This window comes from Algorimicrobium bowmanii (genome assembly GCF_054031195.1).
In genome coordinates this window covers 2,975,813-2,998,917 of record NZ_CM132929.1, presented here as the reverse complement: position 1 = coordinate 2,998,917, position 23,105 = coordinate 2,975,813, and the positions used below count along the sequence as shown (strand labels likewise).

At 32.2% G+C, this 23,105-nt stretch carries 20 protein-coding genes and 1 pseudogene; 7 read left to right on the top strand and 14 right to left on the bottom strand.

The window, feature by feature from the left end; genetic code table 11:
* Positions 1-23: 23 nt before the first annotated feature.
* Positions 24-362: a hypothetical protein gene (locus tag ACW5R3_RS13455; protein ID WP_456577533.1), complete on the bottom strand. Its 339-nt coding sequence runs from the start codon at positions 360-362 to the stop codon at positions 24-26.
* A 203-nt stretch (positions 363-565) separates the two neighbouring features.
* Between ACW5R3_RS13455 and ACW5R3_RS13450 the strand changes: the two genes are divergently transcribed.
* Positions 566-853: a hypothetical protein gene (locus ACW5R3_RS13450; RefSeq protein ID WP_456577532.1), complete on the top strand. Its 288-nt coding sequence runs from the start codon at positions 566-568 to the stop codon at positions 851-853.
* A gap of 73 nt (positions 854-926) precedes the next feature.
* Positions 927-1,478: a DUF6705 family protein gene (locus ACW5R3_RS13445; RefSeq protein WP_456577531.1), complete on the top strand. Its 552-nt coding sequence runs from the start codon at positions 927-929 to the stop codon at positions 1,476-1,478.
* Positions 1,479-1,526: 48 nt separating this feature from the next.
* Here ACW5R3_RS13445 and ACW5R3_RS13440 read toward each other — a convergent pair whose 3' ends face one another.
* A complete protein-coding gene (locus ACW5R3_RS13440) occupies positions 1,527-2,498 on the bottom strand; it encodes an IS110 family RNA-guided transposase (RefSeq protein ID WP_456577530.1) in 972 nt (323 codons plus the stop codon).
* Between the two features lie 431 nt (positions 2,499-2,929).
* Between ACW5R3_RS13440 and ACW5R3_RS13435 the strand changes: the two are divergent.
* Positions 2,930-3,070: pseudogene (locus tag ACW5R3_RS13435) on the top strand (HlyD family secretion protein); the annotation flags it as partial.
* Between the two features lie 70 nt (positions 3,071-3,140).
* Here the strand turns inward: ACW5R3_RS13435 and asnS are convergent.
* The 5 genes from asnS to pyrH all read right to left on the bottom strand — a co-directional run bounded on the left by asnS (position 3,141) and on the right by pyrH (position 9,789).
* Positions 3,141-4,574, bottom strand: a complete 1,434-nt coding sequence (asnS, locus tag ACW5R3_RS13430) for an asparagine--tRNA ligase (protein WP_456577529.1) — start codon at positions 4,572-4,574, stop codon at positions 3,141-3,143.
* Between the two features lie 78 nt (positions 4,575-4,652).
* Positions 4,653-7,064: an efflux RND transporter permease subunit gene (locus ACW5R3_RS13425; protein WP_456577528.1), complete on the bottom strand. Its 2,412-nt coding sequence runs from the start codon at positions 7,062-7,064 to the stop codon at positions 4,653-4,655.
* 59 nt (positions 7,065-7,123) lie between these two features.
* Complete coding sequence (locus tag ACW5R3_RS13420) at positions 7,124-8,353, bottom strand: hypothetical protein (RefSeq protein WP_456577527.1); 1,230 nt, start codon at positions 8,351-8,353, stop codon at positions 7,124-7,126.
* Between the two features lie 108 nt (positions 8,354-8,461).
* Positions 8,462-9,016 (bottom strand): ribosome recycling factor, encoded by a 555-nt coding sequence (frr, locus tag ACW5R3_RS13415; RefSeq protein WP_456577526.1) that lies wholly within the window; start codon positions 9,014-9,016, stop codon positions 8,462-8,464.
* A gap of 65 nt (positions 9,017-9,081) precedes the next feature.
* The gene (pyrH, locus tag ACW5R3_RS13410) at positions 9,082-9,789 is read right to left on the bottom strand and encodes a UMP kinase (protein WP_456577525.1); all 708 of its coding nucleotides are present in this window, start codon (positions 9,787-9,789) and stop codon (positions 9,082-9,084) included.
* Between the two features lie 433 nt (positions 9,790-10,222).
* Between pyrH and ACW5R3_RS13405 the strand changes: the two genes are divergently transcribed.
* From ACW5R3_RS13405 to ACW5R3_RS13395, 3 genes are all read left to right on the top strand, one after another.
* Positions 10,223-10,441 (top strand): hypothetical protein, encoded by a 219-nt coding sequence (locus ACW5R3_RS13405; RefSeq protein WP_456577524.1) that lies wholly within the window; start codon positions 10,223-10,225, stop codon positions 10,439-10,441.
* Positions 10,442-10,570: 129 nt separating this feature from the next.
* On the top strand, positions 10,571-11,311 hold the full coding sequence (locus tag ACW5R3_RS13400) for a GLPGLI family protein (protein ID WP_456577523.1): 741 nt from the start codon (positions 10,571-10,573) through the stop codon (positions 11,309-11,311).
* 37 nt (positions 11,312-11,348) lie between these two features.
* On the top strand, positions 11,349-14,000 hold the full coding sequence (locus ACW5R3_RS13395) for a carboxypeptidase-like regulatory domain-containing protein (RefSeq protein WP_456577522.1): 2,652 nt from the start codon (positions 11,349-11,351) through the stop codon (positions 13,998-14,000).
* A 76-nt stretch (positions 14,001-14,076) separates the two neighbouring features.
* On the opposite strand, the gene tsf is transcribed toward ACW5R3_RS13395, so the two are convergent.
* The 4 genes from tsf to rplM all read right to left on the bottom strand — a co-directional run bounded on the left by tsf (position 14,077) and on the right by rplM (position 16,951).
* On the bottom strand, positions 14,077-15,042 hold the full coding sequence (gene tsf, locus ACW5R3_RS13390; RefSeq protein ID WP_456577521.1) for a translation elongation factor Ts: 966 nt from the start codon (positions 15,040-15,042) through the stop codon (positions 14,077-14,079).
* Positions 15,043-15,140: 98 nt separating this feature from the next.
* Positions 15,141-15,914 (bottom strand): 30S ribosomal protein S2, encoded by a 774-nt coding sequence (gene rpsB, locus ACW5R3_RS13385; RefSeq protein WP_456577520.1) that lies wholly within the window; start codon positions 15,912-15,914, stop codon positions 15,141-15,143.
* A gap of 195 nt (positions 15,915-16,109) precedes the next feature.
* A complete protein-coding gene (rpsI, locus tag ACW5R3_RS13380) occupies positions 16,110-16,496 on the bottom strand; it encodes a 30S ribosomal protein S9 (protein WP_456577519.1) in 387 nt (128 codons plus the stop codon).
* On the bottom strand, positions 16,496-16,951 hold the full coding sequence (gene rplM, locus ACW5R3_RS13375; RefSeq protein WP_456577518.1) for a 50S ribosomal protein L13: 456 nt from the start codon (positions 16,949-16,951) through the stop codon (positions 16,496-16,498). Before rplM ends, rpsI begins: the two co-directional genes overlap by 1 nt.
* Before the next feature lie 372 nt (positions 16,952-17,323).
* Here rplM and ACW5R3_RS13370 point away from each other — a divergent pair, with 372 nt between their 5' ends.
* Positions 17,324-19,282: a YgiQ family radical SAM protein gene (locus ACW5R3_RS13370; protein WP_456577517.1), complete on the top strand. Its 1,959-nt coding sequence runs from the start codon at positions 17,324-17,326 to the stop codon at positions 19,280-19,282.
* Positions 19,283-19,302: 20 nt separating this feature from the next.
* Here ACW5R3_RS13370 and ACW5R3_RS13365 read toward each other — a convergent pair whose 3' ends face one another.
* The 3 genes from ACW5R3_RS13365 to ACW5R3_RS13355 are packed head-to-tail and all read right to left on the bottom strand — an operon-like array spanning position 19,303 to position 23,088.
* On the bottom strand, positions 19,303-22,437 hold the full coding sequence (locus tag ACW5R3_RS13365; RefSeq protein ID WP_456577516.1) for a DUF3427 domain-containing protein: 3,135 nt from the start codon (positions 22,435-22,437) through the stop codon (positions 19,303-19,305).
* Entirely contained in the window at positions 22,434-22,820 is a 387-nt protein-coding gene (locus tag ACW5R3_RS13360; RefSeq protein WP_456577515.1) for a (deoxy)nucleoside triphosphate pyrophosphohydrolase, read from the bottom strand. Before ACW5R3_RS13360 ends, ACW5R3_RS13365 begins: the two co-directional genes overlap by 4 nt.
* A gap of 19 nt (positions 22,821-22,839) precedes the next feature.
* Positions 22,840-23,088: a hypothetical protein gene (locus ACW5R3_RS13355; protein ID WP_456577514.1), complete on the bottom strand. Its 249-nt coding sequence runs from the start codon at positions 23,086-23,088 to the stop codon at positions 22,840-22,842.
* Between the last annotated feature and the right edge of the window lie 17 nt (positions 23,089-23,105).

Below are 23,105 nucleotides of genomic sequence, written 5' to 3'. Positions count from 1 at the left end.
GAGCAAAAACTTAAAATACGTTCTTAAAACCTGAATTCACTCAATTCTTGAGCAATCAACGGATTTAAATTTATATATTTAGATTTACTATAAACTTTGTTAACTTGAACTCTTTCAATTATGATTTGTTGGAATTTCATCATTTTATCATCAATTAAAAATTTTGAATCATAAGTAATATAGTGGTTGGTTTCATTAATTTTATTCGCAATAGAAGAATATGATTTCACAGTTTTACGCTCGAACTGACTATAAACTTCTTTAAGGTTTGAATAATAACCTATAAAGCTATTTGTTTTTTTACTTGTACTGACTGATTTTTCCCTGTCAATCTCAATTCCTTTAACGATATATAATTTCATAATAATAGAAGTTATTAACAATATTTAGAATATAAATATCATATTCACACTTAGAAAACAAAAATACTTATTTTAAAGCACTTTGTAGTCCTGAAGATTAAAATATAAAGCCATATTCTAAAAGAACGTTAATAACTATTAATTTAAGCTCTTGAATTTCAGGTAGTTGAAGCTTATTTTTGTGTATGGGTTAATATAACTGAATGGCTAAAAAAAGTGAAATAAAAAAGAACATCAAATTCTATAAAAAGGAATTGGAAAAATGGGAATTAAGAATTCTTATATCTCTAGTTCTGATTTTTTTAGGGATTACTGTTTTTTATTTAAGAGCTAGTAATTGGGATATAACAAATATCGATTTAGGAACTTTAGAATTACCCAAATTAGGTCTATTAACACCATTAGTTTTTTGTTTATGTTTCTCTGCTAGACAATTTAATTATTACAAAAAGCAATTAGATTTGTACAAACTAAAATATACGGAATTATAAGTTGAAATCGGAATAAAAATGTGTTACAACACCTTATAAAAATGGAACAACTAAATCTAAACCTTGTCAATAAATGAAAAACATAATTTTAATTCCAATGATATTTATAGCTTCAATAAGCTGTAAGGCACAGACTGTAAATTTGAGTACATATACCCCAAGCGCAAATGATAAGTCTGGAAAATATTATAAAGATATTGATGGAAATTTTGACCCATTTTTAGGTGTTTGGAAAAATACAACAGGCTCAACAACTTTTAAAGTTGAATTATTTAAAGAAGTTATACCTCAAGGTGACTCTCCATTTGATTATTCTTACGATACTATTCAAGGAAAATATTATTTAATAGAAAATGAAGGTTCAATAGATGAAAATATTATCTGTATTGGAGAGAATATGGTCAAAGTAGGGTATGTTATCATAGCAAAAAGTAATGATGGAGTATCAATGAATGGAGTAATATACGACACTTGTATTCCTGATAATCTAAATTCAACATTTGGGGAACTAAAAATGGATATTACAGCTACAAATACAGCACATTGGACTATTACAAGAAAAGGAATGAAATTGGTAGGAATGGATTATGTTATACCAACGGATATTATTTTAACTAAACAATAAAAAACTAACCACAACAAAGTACTGTGGTAAAAAACAAGTAAAAAAGCATTAACTTTTCACTAAAGTACTTCTATAAGAATCATCATATATTAAACCAGATTTTGCGATAGCAAAAGCCTGTTTTAAAAGCTTATTACACACAGCTATTAAAGCCAGTTTTTTACTCTTCCCTTTTGCTACAATTCGTTCATAAATATCTCTGCATGCTTTGTTGTATTTACAAGCATTAAAACTGCACATAAATAATAAATTACGAAGCTTCTGATTTCCTATTTTACTTATTCTACTGCGTCCATTTACACTGCTACCACTCTTTCTAACTAATGGAGTTAATCCAGCATAACTGCAGAGTTCACTACCGCTTGTAAAACGCTCAAAACCATCTGTAAGAACCACAAGCATTAATGCCGTTTTATTTCCAATTCCTGGTATGCTTTTTAAGCGAGTTAATACATCTTGATGGACTTCTTTAACTAATACCATCAGTTTATCTTCTAAGGTTTTGATTTCTTTTAAAACGTGTTTTAAGCTTCGTTTTATAGAACTTACAACTGCTTTGCTTGGATTTCCTAAAACGGATTCACCATGTATTTTATTCTTCAGCATAGTGCTCTGTTTTGTGTACACAGAAAGGAGTCTGGTCATTTGAAGACATTCTGTTTGATGTTTGGATTGACCTTCCCAAATCTTTAAATCTACTTGTTTTGCATATTCACAAATAAGTTTAGAATCACTTTTATCCGTCTTGATCTTAGACAACTTCATCTGGATAAAGCGTTTAACAGCTAAAGGATTTTCTACTGATACCTTTGTCCCTGACTCTAGTAAATAATAAGCCAATTGATAATGGTAATAACCAGTGGCTTCCATAACACAATGACTATCCAAATCTAAGAGTTTTGTGAATTTTTTAAAGCCAGAAATTGTGTTTTTAAATTGGTAGTAATTGCCATCTGAATCTGTCACATCAAAAACTAAATGGCTAATGTCTATTCCAAAATATTTAATATCTTTATTCATAAGAAAATGATTTTTGAAAGAACAACTACGCGAGTTTCAACGACTTAAAATCGAGGTCTAAAAGCCTCATAGAACTGTACGAAATCTGTGTAGAAATCGAAGAATGAGATTCTTGAATACTTTAGTATTAAATAAGAAACAATGAAAAAAAAGAGAGGGGGTTTTCAATGTTGACGAGATCAAAGTCTCTGCGTATATAATAACCTTATTCCTCTCTTTTGTTCTTTCTAATTTATAGATCTTAATTTAGTGTTTTTATTAAAATGCTAACTTAAGATGTATATAAAAAATAGCAGAAAAGAGCTAAACCAAAAGTTTAGTTCTTTTCTGCTATCTTAGTTCTTAAACCGAAAAATGGCACAGACAAAACTCACTACTTTTCATATACAAACACGTTATAACTATTAATTCTAATAATTTGGAAGGGGAAACTGCCATCAAAACTTATTACATCTTATAATAAAGCAATTGAGTTTAAACAGGAAATGCGTGGTTCTGCCGAAATTATAACTGAAGACTTACGGGTAATAGAGCGTTTCTTTTATCAATTAAAGACTATTTTTAAAAGATAACATGCAAAAAAAACAATCTACTTATAAAGTTAAGTAGATTGTTTTATGGAAATATTATAGCTTATTTTTTTTAAAACTCAGCATTTTGTGGTGTTCTTGGAAATGGAATTACGTCGCGAATATTGCTCATACCTGTTGCAAACATAACTAAACGTTCAAATCCTAAACCGAACCCAGAATGTACTGCTGTTCCGTATTTACGTAAATCTAAATACCACCAAAGTTCTTTCTCATCAATATCTAGTGCTTTCATTTTTTCTTTAAGCACATCCAAGCGTTCTTCACGTTGCGAACCACCAACCATTTCACCTATTCCAGGGAAAAGAATATCCATAGCTCTTACCGTTTTACCATCTTCATTTAAACGCATGTAAAATGCTTTTATGTCGGCAGGGTAATCAAATAAAATTACCGGGCACTTAAAATGTTTTTCTACTAAGAAACGTTCGTGCTCACTTTGTAAGTCGGCACCCCATTCTTCAATAATATAATTGAATTTTTTCTTCTTATTAGGTTTAGAGTTCTTCAGAATATCAATGGCTTCGGTATAGCTAACACGCTTGAAGTTGTTTTCAACAACAAACTTTATTTTCTCTATAAGCGACATGTCTGATCGTTGCGCTTGAGGTTTTGTTTTTTCTTCGTCTAAGAGGCGTTTATCTAAAAACTCTAAGTCTTCTATGTTATGCTCTAGTACATAGCCTAAAACGGATTTCATAAAATCTTCGGCTAAATCCATATTTCCAGCCAAATCCATAAAGGCTACTTCTGGTTCAATCATCCAGAATTCTGCTAGGTGGCGCGATGTATTAGAGTTTTCGGCTCTAAATGTTGGTCCAAACGTATAAACTTTACCTAAAGACATAGCGTAGGTTTCAGCCTCTAACTGTCCTGATACCGTTAGGTTGGTTTCTTTTCCAAAGAAATCTTTACTATAATCTACTTGTCCATCTTCTGTTACGGGTGGGTTTTTAGCATCTAAGCCAGTAACACGAAACATTTCACCAGCACCTTCGGCATCACTACCTGTAATTATAGGTGTGTGCATATAGTAAAATCCGTTGTCATTAAAATATTTGTGAATGGCAAAGGATAAAGAAGAACGCAAACGCATAACAGCACTAAAAGTGTTTGTTCTGGTGCGTAAATGTGCATTTTCTCTTAGGAATTCGAAAGAGTGTTTTTTGGGTTGTATCGGGTAGCTTTCCGGATCGGAATCGCCTAAAATTTCAATAGTTTTTACTTGTATTTCAAAACGCTGTCCCTTTCCTTGGCTTTCAGTTAATTCACCAGAAATGGAAACCGCTGCACCTGTAGTAATACGCTTTAATAAAGCTTCGTCTGTTTCTTCAAAATTAACAACACATTGAATATTATTTAGGGTAGAGCCATCATTTAAGGCTATAAAACGTTTTGAACGGAAACTACGCACCCATCCGTTTATTGAAACTTCGTGAAGGGTGTTTTCTTTTTTTAATAATTCAGCAACAGTATGCATTTTCATTTTTATAAAAAATTAGAGAATTCAAAGATAATGGTTTCAAGCATGATTTGTCAAGTACATTTTTTTAAAATAAGCTATTTATTTTAGGCTTTGTACGTTTGAATCATCCTCGTCATCATCATCAGGAATAATATTGATACTCGGTTCTTTTAAGTCTTCTTTATTAGCAATATTACGCTCTAGTGATAATAATAAAGACGGTAATAATAGTAAATTAGATAGCATAGCAAACAATAGGGTTGCTGATACTAGGGCGCCTAAGGCTACCGTACCACCAAAGCTAGAAACGGTAAATACCGAAAATCCAAAGAATAGTACGATAGAAGTATAAAACATACTTACGCCAGCTTCGCGTAAGGCTCCATAAACAGATTTTTTAATTTTCCAGTTATTGGCTTGTAATTCTTGACGGTATTTAGCCAAAAAGTGTATGGTATCATCTACCGATATACCAAAAGCAATACTAAATACTAAAATAGTAGAAGGCTTTATTGGCACGCCTAAATATCCCATTAAACCAGCAGTAATAACTAAAGGAAGTAGGTTGGGTATTAGCGAAATGATAATCATTTTAAACGATCGGAACATATAAGCCATAAGTAATGAAATTAAAAGTATGGCTAATGATAATGAGATGGCTAAGTTTTTAACCAAGTATTTGGTCCCTTTTAAAAATACTAATGCTTTTCCGGTAATGGTAACATCATAGCGCTCCTCAGGGAAAGTTTTGTCAATCTCAGTTTGTAAGTTTTCTTCAATACGCTCCATTTTGTCGGTACCAATATCTTTCATAAAGGTGGTAATACGCGCATATTGTCCAGTGCTATCAACAAAGCTTTCTAGTAAATTAACATTAGAAGTTGAGTTTTTGATATAGGAAGCAATAAATAAGTTTTCCTGACTAGTTGGTAACTGGTAATATTTAGGGTTTCCGTTAGTATAGGCTTGTTTAGCATATTTAGCTAATCCTACAATAGAAATAGGTTTGGATAGTTCTGGTGTTTCTAGAATGAGCGTTTCCAGTTCATCCATACGCTTTAATGTGGCCAGTTTGGTAGCACCTTTTTTGCGTTTGGTATCTACTAATATTTCTAAAGGCATTATGCCACTAAATTCTTCTTCAAAAAAGCGGATATCTTCAAAAAAACCAGCTTCTTTAGACATGTCTTCGATAAGACTTCCTGAAATTTTTATTTGATAAATACCAATCATACTTACCACTAGTAAAATTAGTGATGTGATATAAATAGTAATACGGCGTTCTTTTACCATACGTTCCATCCAATCAACAAAACCACCTATCCAACGTTTGTTAAGATGCTCTAAATGCCTGTCTTTCGGGTAAGGTAAAAAGGTATAGATAATAGGGATTATAAGTAGGCATAGTATAAATATAGCCAAAATACTTAGCGAGGCTACGACTCCAAATTCTTTTAATAAGGTACTTTGCGTTAGTATGAATGTTGCAAAACCAGAAGCCGTTGTTAAGTTGGTTAATAAAGTTGCATTACCAACTTTTGTAATAACACGCTGTAAGGATTTAACCTTATTACCATGTAGTTTTACTTCGTGCTGATATTTATTAATTAGAAAGATACAATTGGGTATCCCTATTACAATTATTAACGGCGGAATAAGCGCTGTTAAAACGGTTATTTCGTAGTTAAGTAGTCCAATAATACCAAAGGTCCACATAACTCCTAAACAAACCACAACCATAGAGATTAGTGTGGCTCTAAACGAGCGGAAGAACAAAAAGAAGATAAAGGAAGTTACCAGTAGGGCGCCGGCAACAAATAAGCCAATTTCATCAACAATGTTTTGGGCATTTAGTGTGCGCACATAAGGCATACCAGAAACCCGTACATCCATATTGGTTTGGGTTTCAAATTCCTGAATTAATGGTATTAAATCATCAAATACAAAATCTTTACGAGCCGCGGTATTTACAATGGATTTCTTCATGTAAATAGCCGTACGAATGGTTCGGGTTTCTGTATTAAATAAGAAATTATCGTAGAACGGATATTTATTAAAAAGCTCGTCTTCTAGTTTCTCTAATTGGGGTATGGAATGGATAGAGTCCTTAATAAAAGGTTCTAAAACGAAACGTTCGTTGGGTTCGTCTTTTACTAGTTTTTGTAAATCTTTTAAGGAAATAACAGCATCAACAGCTTCAAAACTTTTAAAACGCTCAGACAATTGGTTCCAGGCGTTCATGTTTTCTACGGTATATAAGGTAGAATCTTTAATACCAAGAACAATAAGATTGCCTTCTTCCCCAAAAATATCTAGGAAATTCTGATATACAATATTAACCTCATGATCGTCTGGTAACAGATTGGCCTCGGTGTAGGTAAACCGCATATTTTTCCACTGCATACTGAAAAATATGGTTACTGCTAGGATCCCTAAAAGGATGATTATTTTGTTACGCAAAATCAGTCGCGCAACGACATCCCAAAAACTTTTTGTAAATAATTTAAACATACGCTATTAAAAACAGGCGCAAAGGTAGGAAAAAGCAATTTATTAGAATTGCTATTGCTTTATAATGTGACGTTAAAAGTAAACTTAACAGCAATATTATCTTCAAAATTAGGTAAATGGTAACCACCGTAGCGGTAAGTGCCACTTAATCCGAATCCGAAAATTAGTTTATTTAATTCAAAACCAGATTCAGTATAACCTTTATCTAGTGTGCCAAAGGTAATACCCTGATGTTTTTCAAGATTGCTCATATCGCCAATAGCGAAACGAGAAATTAATACCAATTGGGGTTTAAAACGATTGGCAATTTTAAAGGGTTTCAGATAGTGCCTAAATTGTACGGTTGTAAACCTGTCTGAGAAAAACTCGTTAAAGTACATGGTTTCAAAACTATCAATACCTGCTACCGAAAAACGTTGCAAGATGGTTTCCTTATTAATATTGTTAGGGTAGGCGTGGTATAAGTGTGATAAAGGTGTGTTTCCGTGTGCATAACCAGCTGTTAAAACAAACCTTGTAAAGGATTCTGGTTGATGGCGTATTTCGTAAATGGTTCGGAAGTCTATTTTGGTGAAATTAAACTCACTTTTAAACACGCCACTTACAGCCTGTGTTACTTGGGCTGAAAATTTAGGGTATCCAACCGTGGTTTCTTTTAAACGGTTTTTAACTAATGTATATTGGCTAAACGGATTGTACTGTACAGAAAACGTTCCTGTAGATAAGTTAAACTCCGAGTATGAGATACCGTTATTTATATACTGATAATTATAGGTAGGATTGATATTACTAACAGCCAATTGTAATTCCGATAAAACTTTGGGGGCTAAAACATGCTCTAGGGCTACGGACTGTTGGATGTATTTATAAAAGAGGTCTATATTTAATAGGCGTGGTTCAAAAAAGCTAAAGAAGCGTTTATCTGTTAAAAATTTTGAACTTCCTGTTTCTTGTAAATCATCGGTGTAATTAACATGCAACCATGTTTTTCCGTCAGACACCAATCGGGCACTACCTCCAACGCCAAATTTAAACCGGTTATCGGCAAAGCCATAGGCAACGTAGCTATTTAAACGGTATTTTTCTGAAACTTGATCGTTTGTAACCCCACCAAAGCCGGTTCTGAAACCTTCGTATTGGTTATATTTAACAAAGTATCGAAGGTCTATGTCAAAATATTTGGTAGGGAAGTAGCCATTTCCAAGTTGTTTTAACAAGTCGCGCTTTTTTGTAGAGTCTTTTTTTACTTCAACGGTATCATTTGTGATAACGGGTGCTTGGGCTTGCATCCGCAAAACAAAAAGTAGACATAAAGCCGTTGCAAAATAGTTCCACATGACGTATCAAAAAGGTTAAAACAAATAAAAAAAGCGACGTTTTGGTGTCGCTTTTTAAAATTAAACAGTCATTATTTCTTTCTCTTTAATTTCAATAATTTCATCAATCTTTTTAACGTAGCCATCCGTCATTTTTTGGACATCTACTTCTGCATTTTTTTGAAGGTCTTCCGAAACATCGTCAAGTTTCTTAATATCATTATTGGCGTCTTTACGCGCATTTCTAACACCAACCTTAGCATCTTCCGATTCGGCTTTAGCTTGTTTAGCAAGAGATATACGGCGTTCCTCTGTAAGAGGTGGTACATTAATAATAATAGTATCGCCGTTATTCATAGGGTTAAAACCTAGGTTGGCATGCATGATACCACGTTCAATTTCTTGAAGCATATTTTTTTCCCATGGTTGTACCGTAATGGTTCTACCATCGGGTGTATTTACATTTGCTACTTGGCTAAGTGGCGTTTGTGAGCCATAGTAATCTACCATGACACCCCCTAGCATGGCAGGCGTAGCTTTACCAGCTCTAATATTTACCAATTGTTTTTCTAGATGCTTAATAGCTGCATCCATAGATTCTTTTGCTGAGTCTAATATAAATTGAATATCGTCCATTTTTTAATGAATTTTATTTGTTTTAGGTTGTAATATATTTGACAGACCTAAATGTAAATGTACTATTATAAATTAACTTTTGTTCCAATATTTTCGCCTGAAACAACTTTAAGTAAGTTCCCTTTCTTGTTCATATCAAAAACAATAATTGGCAATTCGTTTTCTTGGCTTAATGTAAACGCGGTTGTATCCATAACTTTTAAGCCTTTTTGTAGCACATCTTCAAAAGAGATATGATCGAATTTAATTGCTTTCGAATCTTTTTCAGGATCTGCTGTATAAATACCATCAACACGAGTTCCTTTTAAGATAACATCGGCTTCAATTTCTATGGCACGCAACACGGCAGCAGAATCAGTTGTAAAGTATGGGTTTCCGGTTCCTCCACCAAAAATAACAACACGTCCTTTTTCTAGGTGACGCATAGCTTTTCTTCGGATAAAAGGCTCGGCAACCTCTTCAATATGAATGGCTGTTTGTAAACGGGTAGGAACGTCGGCATTTTCTAAAGCACTTTGTAAGGCTAAACCGTTTATTACGGTTGCTAACATACCCATATGATCGCCTTGAACACGATCCATACCGTTACTGGCACCTGCAACACCTCTAAAAATATTACCACCACCAATTACTATGGCAACTTGAATACCTTTATCGGTAATTTCCTTTATATCGTTTGCATATTCTGCTAAACGTACGGGATCTATACCGTATTGGCGGGTTCCCATTAATGCTTCGCCTGATAATTTTAAAAGAATTCTGTTGTATTTCATGTGTTGTATAAGATAAATAAGATTCCTTCCCGTTATGTCGAGATGGTGGAATAACGCGTTGTGCAAAGCTACATAATTTTTTTATTTTTTGAATTTTTATAAAATAGGATTTATGACCTAAATCTATGTCTCATTTTAAGTTTTATTCAGGTATTATCTAAAATTACAGTAAAACCGTAATGCGTTTTATAGGTTTACGATGAACTGCATAAATTGAATAGAAATCCTTGTTAGAATCATTTTTTTTTGTATAACTTACAGTGTGTCATTAAAATAACTCGTTTTTTTTTCAGTTATAACGTTGGTTTTGTTGATATGATTGCAATCTAAATTAGCGCTAATTTTTAGATGCAATATTATTAAACTGATTTTTTTTTTATTCTAACCTGCCAGATGTTAATATATTATCAACATAGGCTTAAATCGTAAAATTATGAAAATTTTAAAATCAACAATCTTAGCAACAGTTTTTCTTTTTGGATTAACTGCCATGTCAGACTCAAGCAAGTCTAAAGTTAATGAAGAGTTCGAAAACTTTAAAAATAAAAATAAGTTGCCAGTGAAGTGTGCAACGGTTTTTACTGTTTGTGATAGGGCCTTTCCAAATAATTATGTGCTTTTTAACACCTGTATGACTAATAATGGTTGTTAATTAACCTTATAGGTCTTTGTTTATGACTAAAAGTTTAATTTAAATTCAGTTTTTGGTTGAATTTGTATTAAAAATTCACATAAATAAGCAAAGACCTTTTATTTTAATGAATACAAATAAATATTAAAAATGATTAAAATAAAAATTCTACTAGCAATATCAATTATATGGTTTTCTACTAATACATGGGCACAGGACAAGAATGCTGTAATAACTTACGTTGCTGAAATAAATCAGAAATATGTTGACAGTTTTTTGATTGCTTTAGAAGGTGATAAAGATGTTGAAATGAGTATTAAACAGCAAGTTGCAGAAATGTACCGAAGCGCTCAGCCTCAAGATTTTGTTTTAAATATTAAAGGGAGCGAGTCTTATTATTATTTAAAACCTTCATTGGAAATGGAAGAAGGTTATAATATTGGTAGTCTTGCTGATAAATCGCCATATTATACAAATATAAGTATTGGCAAAATTATTCAATCAACTTCTACTATGGGTTTTATTTCTCGTGAACCTTTAAAATGGGAAGTTACCAATAAAACAATAAAAATCGGAGGCTATGTTTGTTATCAAGCTATTGCTACAGAGAGGCTATACAGTAGAAAAGGATTTTACTATAACAGGCAGGTTATTGCCTGGTTTGCTCCAGAATTACCATTGAATTTTGGGCCTAGTAATTACAGTGGATTACCAGGTTTAGTTTTAGAAATTCAAAGAGATATGTTTACTTTAACTGCTACATCAATTATCTTAAACCCTGAAAAGGAGGTGAAAATTATTAGACCTGAAGAAAATAGCAAAATTTTAACCGAAGAAGAATCACATAACATAATTGGCGATTTAGAGGCAGAACGGAAAAAAGGGAATTAATTATTTTAGTTCAATAATTTGTTTAGAATTTAATCTTATGAAGAAAATCCAAATAATATTATTCCTTTTATTGGTATGCACATTATCTGGTTTTTCGCAAAATACTTTAAGTGGTACTGTTAAAGATAGTTTACAAAATCCTTTGCCAAATACCAATATTATTGCTCAATCTCAAGATTCTCTACAAAGAATGAAATTTGCAATAACAGATGAACAAGGTCGTTATCAATTAGAATTAGAAAATAGCTCCTACGAGATCACAGTAAGTTATTTAGGATATGCTTCATATAAGTTTAATATAAATTTTGTAAAGGACACCACTAAAAATATTGAATTAAAAGAGCAACATAACAGATTAGATGAAGTATTTATAGAGCTACCTATCACGGTTAAAAAAGATACTATTACTTATAAGGTAGATGAATTTTTAACAGGTAATGAACGTAAACTTAAAAATGTTCTTGAAAATCTACCAGGAGTAGATGTTGAAAAAGACGGAACAATAACTGTAAACGGAAAGAAAGTCACTACCATGCTGGTGGAAGGGAAAAAGTTTTTCGGAGGCGGTTCTAAATTAGCCATCGATAATATTCCTGCAAATGCCGTTGATAAAATTGATGTTTTAGATAACTATAATGAAATAGCTTTTTTAAAAGATTTAGTTGATAGTGAGGAAATGGCCATGAATATTCACTTAAAGGAAGATAAGAAAGATTTTGTTTTTGGAGATATAGAGGCGGGAAAAGGGAATCAGGATTTTTATAAAGCTCATAGTAATATGTTTTACTACAGTCCGAAAACTAATATCAATTTTATTGGCAATCTCAATAATACAGCCGAGCAGGTGTTAACTTACAAAGACTATTTTGAATTTCAAGGTGGGCTCAATGAGGTTTTTAAAGATGGAAGTACTATTTTTAATACTAGTAATAAAGATTTTCTTCAATTATTAGAAAATAGAGATGTCATTAAAAGTCAGAATCAATTAGCCGCATTAAATATTAGCCAAGAAATTAATAATAAACTAAATGTTCAAGGTTATGGAATTTTTTCTAAAACCAAAGATGATACTTACAATCAGACTCTAAATCAATACAATACTTTTAATGAATTAAAGGACGATTTTAATAATACGAATAGCACGTTTGTAATAGGTAATTTAAATTTTAAGTATTTACCCAATTTAACCGAGCAATGGAATTTTAAAACACAATTTAAAGGGTCAGGTTTAAAAAATAACAATACTATAAATTCATTGATAGGTGTTTCCAATAGTAGGTTTTTTAATAATCAAGATTCAGATGCTGTATTTTTAAACCAAAATATTGAATGGCATAAAAAAGCATCTAAAAAGCATACCTTTTCATTTGCGGTCGATTTTGTTTATGATAAAAATAACCCGACTTCTTATTGGGAAAGTAATGACCCTATTTTGGACGGTCTAGTTCCCGTTATTGATGAATCTTTAATCAAGCTAAATCAGCTAAAGGAAACCAGAAACACCAATTTTAATCTTTATTTTAAATATTATTGGGTGATAAACAAAAACAATCACATTTATTCAACAATTGGGAATAGTTATTTAAACCAATTTTTTTACACCAACGACAGTCAAGAACTTTTAGATGGTACTATTAATAATTTCAATTCTTCTGGTTTTGGTAATGATCTGAATTTTAGTTTGAATGATTTCTTTCTAGGTCTTAATTATAAATTTAAAACAGGAATTTTCACATTCAATCAAGGTGCTTTTTTTCACGCTTACAATTGGGATTTAGACAATGAATCGAAAATAACAAAAAATAAATTTGTCATTTTACCTAATTTTACAGCTAAAATAGATTTTAATACTTCAAAGAGATTACAGTTTAATTATGACCTTAAAACATCTTTTTCCGATGTAGCTAAATTTGCTAACCAGTTTTATTTACAAAGTTATAATTCAGTTTTTAAAGGCAACGAAGAATTAGAAAATGAACTGTATCATGTATTCAGTTTAGGTTATAGGAAATTCAGCACGTATAGAGGTGTTATGTTATATGCTAACGCTAGATATACTAAAAAAATAGATGGTGTTCTAAATACGGTTAATTATCTAGATGCCAATCAGTTTATTAGTGTTGGCATGTTAAATAATCCTTCTGAAAATTGGCAAATCATGGGGAATATTAGTAAAAAAATAAAAAAAATAAATTTTGGTTTGGGTTTAAGCTATAATGGCACTAAATATCTGCAACAAATAGATGGTTTGTTTCAAAATAGTACAAATAATCAAACAGGATTGAATGTGTCAGCCAAAACATTATATAGAAATTTTCCAACAATAGAAATTGGATATAAACATGAAATTGGTAACTATATATCTGGTTCTATCAAATCAAAATTTGTAACTAATGAGCCTTTTATTGCTGTAGATTATGATTTTTTAGATGGATTTATTTTCTCGCTTGATTATAAGATGTATCATTATAAAAACAAAGCTTTCAATCAAAATAGCACCTACGATTTGGCGAATATGTCCTTGTATTACAGACATGAGAATAGTGCTTGGAGTTATAAAATAGAATCAAATAATGTATTTGATGTCCAATTTAAAAGACAAAATAGTTTTTCAGCCTACATTATTTCGGATACAAAAACCTATATACTTCCTCAAATATTTATGTTTACTTTGGGATATAATTTGTAAAAATAAGCTGTCACGAAAAAATAAAAAAGCCTCTCAAATTAATGAGAGGCTTTACTATATCTTGATAATTTAAAAATTATCCTACAGATACACGTTTGAAATCTGTAATGGTTACATCACCAAAAGATTCAACATATTGTGCAACTGTTTTCTTTTCGTCTTTAATAAACTTCTGATCTAATAAACATTGTTCTTGATCTAAAGTTGTGTTATCAGAGATGAAACGTTCCATTTTACCTGGAAGAATTCTGTCCCAAATTTGTTCTGGCTTACCTTCAGCTTTTAATTCTGCTTTTGCAGTTTCTTCAGCTTCAGCTAATACCTCTGGTGTTAATTGAGCCATAGAGATATATTTAGGTACATTTTTAAGTGTTTTACCTAAACGACCTAATTCGATATTATCTTTTTCGATAACTGCAATACGTGCTTCTGTTTCAGCAGCAACATAAGCAGGATCGAAATCTTTATAAGATAAAGAAGTTGCTCCCATAGATGCTACTTGCATAGATAAATCTTTAACTAAAGAGTCTGCATTATCTACATTAGCAGATAAACCTACTAAAGCTGCAATTTTGTTAATGTGAACATATTGTCCAACAAAAGGAGCTTGTAATTTTTCGAAACTAGTAATTTCTAATTTCTCACCAATTACACCAGTTTGTTCCACTAATTTCTCAGCTACACTCATACCTTTAAAATCGGCAGCTAAAAATTCGTCTTTAGAATTGCAAGTCAATGCTATTTCAGCAAACTCATTAGCAAGCGCTAAAAAGTTTTCGTTTTTTCCTACGAAATCAGTCTCACAACCTAAAACGATAGCAACACCTTCTGTGTTATCAGCGTTAATTTTTGCGACAGCAGCACCTTCAGAAGAATCTCTGTCGGCTCTTTTTTCTGCTATTTTCTGACCTTTTTTACGTAATACGTCAATGGCTGCTTCATAGTTACCTTCAGCTTCAACTAAAGCTTTTTTGCAATCCATCATACCAGCGCCAGTGGCTTTTCTTAATTTATTTACTTCTGCGGCTGTTACTTTTACCATAGCTTGAAAATGTATTTTAAATTTAAAAAAGTCGTTCAATGTGTTTTCAAAAAGGAAACGATATCAAACGACTTTTCAAGTATTATTTTACTTAAGTTTTATTCTTCTTCGTCTTTTACAACTTCTTTTTTAGCTGCTTTTTTAGCTTTAGGAGCCTCCTTGTCTGCTTTAGGAGCTTCTTTTTGCGCTTTACGTTCAGCTAAACCACCAGAAATAGCGGCTGTAACGTGAGTTAACACTTTGTTTATAGATTTAGAAGCATCATCATTTGCAGGGATTACATAATCAACTTGACGTGGGTCAGAGTTTGTATCCACCATTGCAAAAATTGGAATGTTTAATTTTTGAGCTTCTTTAATAGCAATGTGCTCACGTTTGATATCTACTACAAATAACGCACCTGGTAAACGGGTCATATCTGAAATAGAACCTAAATTCTTTTCTAATTTAGCACGTTGACGATCTACTTGTAAACGTTCTTTTTTAGATAATGAATTAAAGGTACCATCTTTCTTCATTCTATCAATAGTAGCCATTTTTTTAACGGCTTTTCTGATAGTTACAAAGTTAGTTAACATACCACCTGGCCATCTTTCTGTGATGTAAGGCATGTTAATATCACCAGCTTTTTCAGCTACGATATCTTTAGCTTGTTTTTTAGTAGCTACAAATAAGATCTTACGACCAGAAGCGGCAATTTTGCTTAATGCTTCGCCTGCTTCATCTATTTTAGCTGCTGTTTTGTAAAGGTTTATAATATGGATACCGTTACGCTCCATATATACGTAAGGAGCCATGTTTGGATCCCACTTACGTGTAAGGTGACCAAAGTGTACACCTGCTTCAAGTAATTCTTTTACTTCTACTGCCATTTTGTAATAGTTTACGTTCTGTTGAATTAGCAATGATTTAGTGGTCTTTTTATTAGAAAAAATCGCCTAAATCATTTAGATGCTAAACTAAATCCGGTTTTTACACTCGGACAACAATAACTAATTTTTAATTTTTTAAAAATCAACTGGATTGAGAAGGTTATGAAGCCCATCTCAATCGAGTTGAGGATGATATTAACGTTTCGAGAATTGGAATTTCTTACGCGCTTTCTTCTGACCGAATTTCTTACGCTCAACCATTCTAGGATCTCTAGTTAATAAACCTTCAGGCTTAAGGATTAATCTGTTTTCAGGATCTAATTCGCACATTGCGCGAGAAAGTCCTAAACGGATTGCTTCTGCTTGACCTGTAATACCACCTCCATATACATTTACTGTAATATCAAAGTTGCCATCATTGTTAGTCATAGCTAAAGGTTGGTTTACTTTGTACTGCAAAGTTGCAGTTGGAAAATATACCGCCATGTCTTTTTTGTTCACTGTAATTTTGCCAGTTCCCTGAGCAACATATACACGAGCAACAGCCGTCTTTCTACGGCCAATTTTGTGAATTACTTCCATTAATTGAATTCGTTTAAGTTAATTGTTTTTGGCTTTTGAGCTGCGTATGCATGTTCAGAACCAACAACAACGTTAAGGTTACGGAATAAATCGGCACCTAATTTGTTTTTAGGTAACATTCCTTTTACTGATTTTTCTACTATTCTTGCTGGATCTTTTCCAAACAATTCAATAGCAGTTAAACTTCTTTGTCCACCTGGATACCCTGTGTGACGGATGTATGATTTTTCCGTCCACTTGTTTCCTGTCAAGTTGATTTTCTCAGAGTTGATAACAATTACGTTATCACCGCAATCAACGTGTGGTGTGAAGTTAGGCTTATGTTTTCCTCTTAAAAGTTTTGCAACTTTAGAAGCTAAACGGCCTAATGTTTGACCTTCAGCGTCAACTAAAACCCACTCTTTATTAACAGTAGCTTTGTTGGCTGAAATCGTTTTGTAGCTTAATGTGTCCACACTTATTAATTTTTCTAATTAAACATTCCTCTCTTTAAAAGAGTTTGCAAATTTACGATTATATATTTGAATACCAAATAGTGCGGTAAGTTATTTTTGATAACTTTGTTTATATCTTTTTGAGTTTCATTTTTTTAAGCCATTTTTAAATGGCATTTTTTAGCAGTTCTACTCCGGTCTCTTAACCCTTATATCTCTCTATAATTATATACTGTGTTTTTCTAGTTTTTTGTTTTTTGTAACGCGTATGTTTATGTGTCTTTCATTTTCAGTGAGTTACCTAAAGTTTATTTTGTAGCGTTTTAGCTTCAAATACGTTAATCATATGGCATTTTAGGCTATGAGCGGTATTTTTTTATTTACTTTTGCAGTGTGAAAGAAGAATTAAAACTATCGGATTGGTTGCCTACCACGAATAAAGAGGTGAAAATACGCGGATGGGAAGCACTAGATGTTATCCTGTTTAGCGGTGATGCTTATGTGGATCATCCTACTTTCGGACCGGCTGTAATAGGTCGTATGCTAGAAAGTTTTGGACTGCGTGTGGCTATCGTACCACAACCTAATGTAAATGATAATCTTCAGGATTTTGTGAAGATGGGTAAACCTCGCTTATTTTTTGGGGTAACAGGTGGTTGTATGGATCCGATGATTAGTAATTACAACGCCAATAAAAAGAAGCGTGATAAGGATGCCTATACACCCAATGGTGATATTGGTTTCAGACCTGATTACGCCACGACAGTTTATTCTAAAATTCTAAAAGATAAATGGCCAGATACGCCCGTTTTAATTGGTGGAATTGAAGCTTCTTTACGTCGTGTTACACATTACGATTATTGGAGTGATAAATTATTGCCTTCTATTTTAGAAACATCCAAAGCCGATATGTTAGTTTACGGTATGGGTGAGCAACCTTTACGTGAAGTAGTTCGTCTGCTTGAAAGAGGAGTGCCTTTTAATAGTATCAATACGGTTATGCAAACGGCCGTACTTTTAGATGCCGATGCTAAAGTTCCTAAAAATAGTAATTGGCAAGATGTTGAAATAGCGTCGCATGAAACCTGTTTATTAGATAAGAAGAAATACGCTTCTAATTTTAAAGTAATAGAGCAGGAGAGTAATAAGTTGGCTGCTCGTCGTATTTTTCAAAAGATAGGTAATAAAACCTTGATGATTAATCCGCCGTATCCAACTATGACGGAAAAAGAGATTGATGCTTCGTTTGATTTGCCTTACACGCGATTACCGCATCCTAAATATAATAAGCGTGGGCCTATTCCTGCTTTTGAAATGATTAAGTTTTCCATTAATATTCACCGTGGGTGTTTTGGAGGCTGTAGTTTCTGTACCATTTCGGCGCATCAAGGGAAATTTATAGCATCACGTAGTCAGGAGTCTATTTTAAAAGAAGTTGATACGGTTGCGAATATGCCTGATTTTAAAGGGTATTTATCTGATATTGGCGGACCGAGTGCAAACATGTATCAAATGAAAGGGAAGGTGCAATCTATTTGCGACAAGTGTGTGGCGCCTAGTTGTATTTCTCCTGTAATATGTAGTAATTTAGATACCTCCCATAAACCGTTAACCGAATTGTATCAAGCGGTTGATAGTCACCCCAAAGTGAAGAAATCTTTTATTGGTTCGGGAATTCGCCACGATATGTTGGTGCCTGAGTTTAATAAAAATGCCGACCCTAAGGAGTTGGATGCTTATACCGAGGAAGTGATGACTAAGCACGTGTCTGGTAGGCTTAAAGTCGCACCCGAGCATACTAGTGATCCTGTTTTAAAACTCATGCGTAAGCCGTCTTTTAGTTACTTCCATAAGTTTAAAGAGCGTTTTGATAAGATTAATATTAAGAAAGGTTTAAAACTGCAGTTGATACCTTATTTTATATCTAATCATCCTGCTTGTGAAGTTGAAGATATGGCTAATCTAGCAGCTGAAACCAAAGATATGGGCTTTCAGTTGGAGCAGGTTCAGGGGTTTACACCAACGCCCATGACGGTAGCTACGGTTATTTATTACAGTGGTTACCATCCGTACACGCTTAAGGAAGTTAATACGCCTAAAACGCGCAAGGAAAAAGATGAACAACACCGTTTTTTCTTCTGGTATAAGGATGAAAATAAAGCTTGGATTAAGAAGACTTTAACCAAGGTAGGTAGACCGGATTTACTAAAAGTCTTGCTTCCTGAGAAAACAGAGAAATGGCGTAAAAACAAACCGAAAGGAGCTGCTAAAAACACATTTAATGATGCTGTGCCTTTTAATCAACGTAAGAATAAGGTAAAGTATAAAGGGAATAAGAAGAAGAGGAGGTAGTTGGTTGAAAAAAAAGATTTTTACCCAACAGAAAGTTTTGCGGCATCTTTCCACAAGTAATTTGGAAGAGGTTCACTTAACTCCCAATTAATACTCATCGGCTTAGAGCCTTTAAAATCTTTTAGATTTCCTTCACCAATAAATACGTAACCTAAACTTTTACCAAATTGGTTTTTGGCTTTTTCTCGAACAAATAATAATATTCTTTTTTCTGTTTCTAAATGATTAATATAAGATAAGCCTTTACCTAAATCTGGTCTTGCAGAATTTTGGGTTTGCCAATGAAATAATAATTCATTTACAGCATAATCATCATACATAGTTGTTGGAGAAAAATTTTCTTCAGATTTAACAAGATTGATAAACAAGATTTCTGTGTTTAAATTTTTGTTTTCCGCAGTTCCCTCTCTATTTGACGATTTTTTTTCGAAACTACTAAGCTTAAAAGCAGCTAAAATTTGGTCTCTCGTGTAACGACTATGTAGTTTTAAAGGTTGTTCGTAAGGAAGTTTAATAGGTAATTCTTTAAAATCGATATTCTCAATTAACACTTCTAGAACTTCTTTTATTTCTTCAATTAAAACACTATTTGAACCAATTGTTTTGATACTTTTTTCTAATGAATCAAACCCTCCAGCTTTTTGCCAAATATCATAATGCAGCATTAAAAGCATTGTTTTTTCATTCGAACTAAAATCTGAAATATTTATAATAAAATTTTGTTTCGCAATTTTTAAAATGAAAGAAAAATAGCTTAATGAATTTGTTGAAAGCCATTTATTTGATATTGCTGAAACAATCTCTTTTTCATTTTCTGAATTAAAATCATCAATTTTTCCTGCTAACTGACATAAGCGTTTCCAACTTCCTCTTTTATAAATTGATTGTAAAGGAATATTGTAAAAATTACTAAAATTACCAATTGTTAATGGTAAATTGGTGTCGTGTTGAAATTGCTGAATTCTTTGAATTAATTTACTTTTATTTAAAGATGTTGCAGCAGATATATTTTTAAGAATTGTTTCTTTTGTTTTCTTTTCTAATATAATTGAGCAGCCCAAAGGAAGATGAGGGAAATCATCTTCAACCTCTTTTGAAACAGTTGTATTTGTTTTACCTATTAATGCTCTAAATTTACTTTCAAAATTATATTCTGGTTTCGAATTTCCAACAAAGTCTAAAACAGTTAAACAGTCTTTGTCTTCATGTAATCTTAATCCTCTTCCTAATTGTTGTAGAAATACTGTTAAACTTTCTGTAGGTCTTAAAAATAGGACAGTATCTATTTCAGGTATGTCAATTCCTTCATTAAACATGTCGACAACAAATAGATAATTAATTTCTTTTTTTTCTAATTTCTGACGAATAAAATTTCTGTCTTTACTGTTTTTACTTGTAAGGTAGTCTGCTTTTAAGCCTGCCAATGTGAATTTTTCTGCCATAAATTTGGCATGTTCCATAGATACGCAATATCCCAAAGCTCTAACATTATTTATATCTTTAGTGTATTTTTCTAACGCATCAAGTATCTCCCTAACTCTTCTGTCGGAGCCTGTGTATATGTTTGTTAATTCACTAGCTACATATTTTCCTCTTACCCAGTTAACATTTGTTAAATCGACACTATCTGTAATCCCGAAGTACTGAAATGGGCATAGTAACTTTCTGTTCATTGCTTCAGGTAATCGAATCTCAGCAGCAATTTTATTGTCAAAATCCTCTAAAATATCTCCACCATCCATTCTTTCAGGAGTAGCGGTTAAACCAAGTAAAACTTTTGGTTTGAAATAATTTATAATTTCTCTATAACTATTTGCTGTTTGATGATGACATTCATCAATAATGATGTAGTCATAGTATTCAGGGGTTAAATTATGATTTTTAAATTGATTATTTACAGATTGAACTGAAGCAAATACAAATTCAAAATTATCAGGAACCATCCCATCAACCCATAATTCACCAATGTTATTATTTCGTAAAACACCTTGAAATGTTGAAAGTGATTTTTGAAGTATTTCTTTTCTATGAGCAAGAAAGAGTAGTTTGGATGATTTATTATTTTGTTTGAAACGTTTGTAGTCGAATGCAGAAATTACTGTTTTTCCAGTTCCTGTAGCCGCAACTACAAGATTACGGTATCTATTATGTACAGTTCTTTCTACTTCTAATTTTTCTAATACCTCATTTTGATAAGGAAATGGTTTTATGTCAAAAAAAGTAGCTGTATTTGCATAAGGTTTGCTAAACTTACTTTGTTTTAGTGCTTCCTGAAGTTTTTCTTTATGGATTGAATCATCAAAAAACTCGAAGTCATCACTTTGCCAATAAGCATCAAATGTCTTTTGAAATTTGTCAATTATATGACTAACTTCTTTAGTTGTAACTTTTAAGTTCCATTCTAAACCATCGGTTAATGCAGACCTAGAAAAGTTTGAAGAACCTATATATGCAGTGTGAAACCCTGTATTTCTATAAAAAAGATATGCTTTTGCATGTAGTCTTTCATTACTGGTGTTATAAGATATTTTTACTTCTGTGTTTGGAAGTTTCGAAAGTAATTGAATTGCTTTGTAATCTGTTGCTCCAATATAAGTGGTTGTTATTACTTTTAGTTTTCCCCCACGTTCTGTGAATTCTCTCAACTCTTTTTCAAGAATTATAATTCCTTTAAACTTTATAAAAGATACTAATAAATATATTTCGTTTGAAGAGAGAATCTCTTTTTTGAGTTCACTTTCTAATGATAGCCCTCCATTTCCACCAGTGAATAATTCGCTTTGCGTTAATCTTGTATATGGAGTGATTTCTTTAAGTCTTAAATCTAAATTTGAAAAATGAGCGTCTGTTTTAGAAAACACTGCTTTTAAAATTTGACCTTCGATACTAATTAAATCATCATCGAACTCTTGTTTATTTAATTCGTCTTTAAGTAATCTAATTATTTTGTTAGCAATTTCAATTTGTAACTCTGCTTTATTTTTTATTAGTTGAAAAGCGTGTTTTAAAGTTTTTGCTAAATGTTTTGATAAAACGCTTGAAGCTTCTTCTTTGTCTATTACAGTTTTTTTTAAATAGAATTTATCTTTATCAAGTTTGTCTAAGTTTTCAGATACTAATTCGGTTATTAATTCTTCGTAAATCCCTTGATTCATAATGATAAATATTCTTTTAAAATAGGTAAATCAGCTTCAGCCCAGTCTAAATTAATCAATTCTTCTTTATTCGCAAGTAAAGCGTTACAATGTTCTTTAAGTGTTAATTCTCCTGATAAATATTCAGCAACAAAAGGAATCAGCTTTATTTTAAAATCCGGATATTGATGAGTTACAGGAGTTAACCTTTCTTTGACTTCAATTTGAATATTTAACTCTTCAAATATTTCTCGTTTAACACAGTCAATTTCAGATTCTCCTGCTTCAATTTTACCTCCTGCGAATTCCCATTTTAAAGGAAGTTTCATTGTTTCACTTCTTTGGACGGCGAGAATTTTATCATCGAATTTAATGATTGCACAAGTGACGGAGATGGTTTTCATTAAATGGAAGTTAATTGTTTTATGCTGCTAATTTTTCTTCTGTTAAAAAGCCATCAAGTTCATCTTCTGTATTGAAATGAAATTTACTTTCTGATTTATTTAGAAAAAAGTTTATTAAATCTAAATGGGATTTGAATACTCTAAAAGAAATGCCTTCATAATTATAAATAAAGAAAACTTCACTTAAGTTTTCATTTTTAACAAGTACAGTTTCAATGGTTCTAGATGATTTTAAGTACTCAGTATGTAATGTTTCGAATATATTCATTTTTAACTAGTTTCTTA

What these genes read in the sequence shown, in the direction of transcription:
- ACW5R3_RS13455 (WP_456577533.1), bottom strand. Translation starts at nt 362, where the DNA reads ATGAAATTATATATCGTTAAAGGAATTGAGATTGACAGGGAAAAATCA.
- ACW5R3_RS13440 (WP_456577530.1), bottom strand. Translation starts at nt 2,498, where the DNA reads ATGAATAAAGATATTAAATATTTTGGAATAGACATTAGCCATTTAGTT.
- ACW5R3_RS13420 (WP_456577527.1), bottom strand. Translation starts at nt 8,353, where the DNA reads ATGCAAGCCCAAGCACCCGTTATCACAAATGATACCGTTGAAGTAAAA.
- pyrH (WP_456577525.1), bottom strand. Translation starts at nt 9,789, where the DNA reads ATGAAATACAACAGAATTCTTTTAAAATTATCAGGCGAAGCATTAATG.
- ACW5R3_RS13395 (WP_456577522.1), top strand. Translation starts at nt 11,349, where the DNA reads ATGAAGAAAATCCAAATAATATTATTCCTTTTATTGGTATGCACATTA.
- ACW5R3_RS13450 (WP_456577532.1), top strand. Translation starts at nt 566, where the DNA reads ATGGCTAAAAAAAGTGAAATAAAAAAGAACATCAAATTCTATAAAAAG.
- ACW5R3_RS13445 (WP_456577531.1), top strand. Translation starts at nt 927, where the DNA reads ATGAAAAACATAATTTTAATTCCAATGATATTTATAGCTTCAATAAGC.
- rpsI (WP_456577519.1), bottom strand. Translation starts at nt 16,496, where the DNA reads ATGGAAGTAATTCACAAAATTGGCCGTAGAAAGACGGCTGTTGCTCGT.
- ACW5R3_RS13405 (WP_456577524.1), top strand. Translation starts at nt 10,223, where the DNA reads ATGAAAATTTTAAAATCAACAATCTTAGCAACAGTTTTTCTTTTTGGA.
- ACW5R3_RS13400 (WP_456577523.1), top strand. Translation starts at nt 10,571, where the DNA reads ATGATTAAAATAAAAATTCTACTAGCAATATCAATTATATGGTTTTCT.
- rpsB (WP_456577520.1), bottom strand. Translation starts at nt 15,914, where the DNA reads ATGGCAGTAGAAGTAAAAGAATTACTTGAAGCAGGTGTACACTTTGGT.
- ACW5R3_RS13425 (WP_456577528.1), bottom strand. Translation starts at nt 7,064, where the DNA reads ATGTTTAAATTATTTACAAAAAGTTTTTGGGATGTCGTTGCGCGACTG.
- tsf (WP_456577521.1), bottom strand. Translation starts at nt 15,042, where the DNA reads ATGGTAAAAGTAACAGCCGCAGAAGTAAATAAATTAAGAAAAGCCACT.
- asnS (WP_456577529.1), bottom strand. Translation starts at nt 4,574, where the DNA reads ATGAAAATGCATACTGTTGCTGAATTATTAAAAAAAGAAAACACCCTT.
- ACW5R3_RS13355 (WP_456577514.1), bottom strand. Translation starts at nt 23,088, where the DNA reads ATGAATATATTCGAAACATTACATACTGAGTACTTAAAATCATCTAGA.
- ACW5R3_RS13365 (WP_456577516.1), bottom strand. Translation starts at nt 22,437, where the DNA reads ATGAATCAAGGGATTTACGAAGAATTAATAACCGAATTAGTATCTGAA.
- frr (WP_456577526.1), bottom strand. Translation starts at nt 9,016, where the DNA reads ATGGACGATATTCAATTTATATTAGACTCAGCAAAAGAATCTATGGAT.
- ACW5R3_RS13360 (WP_456577515.1), bottom strand. Translation starts at nt 22,820, where the DNA reads ATGAAAACCATCTCCGTCACTTGTGCAATCATTAAATTCGATGATAAA.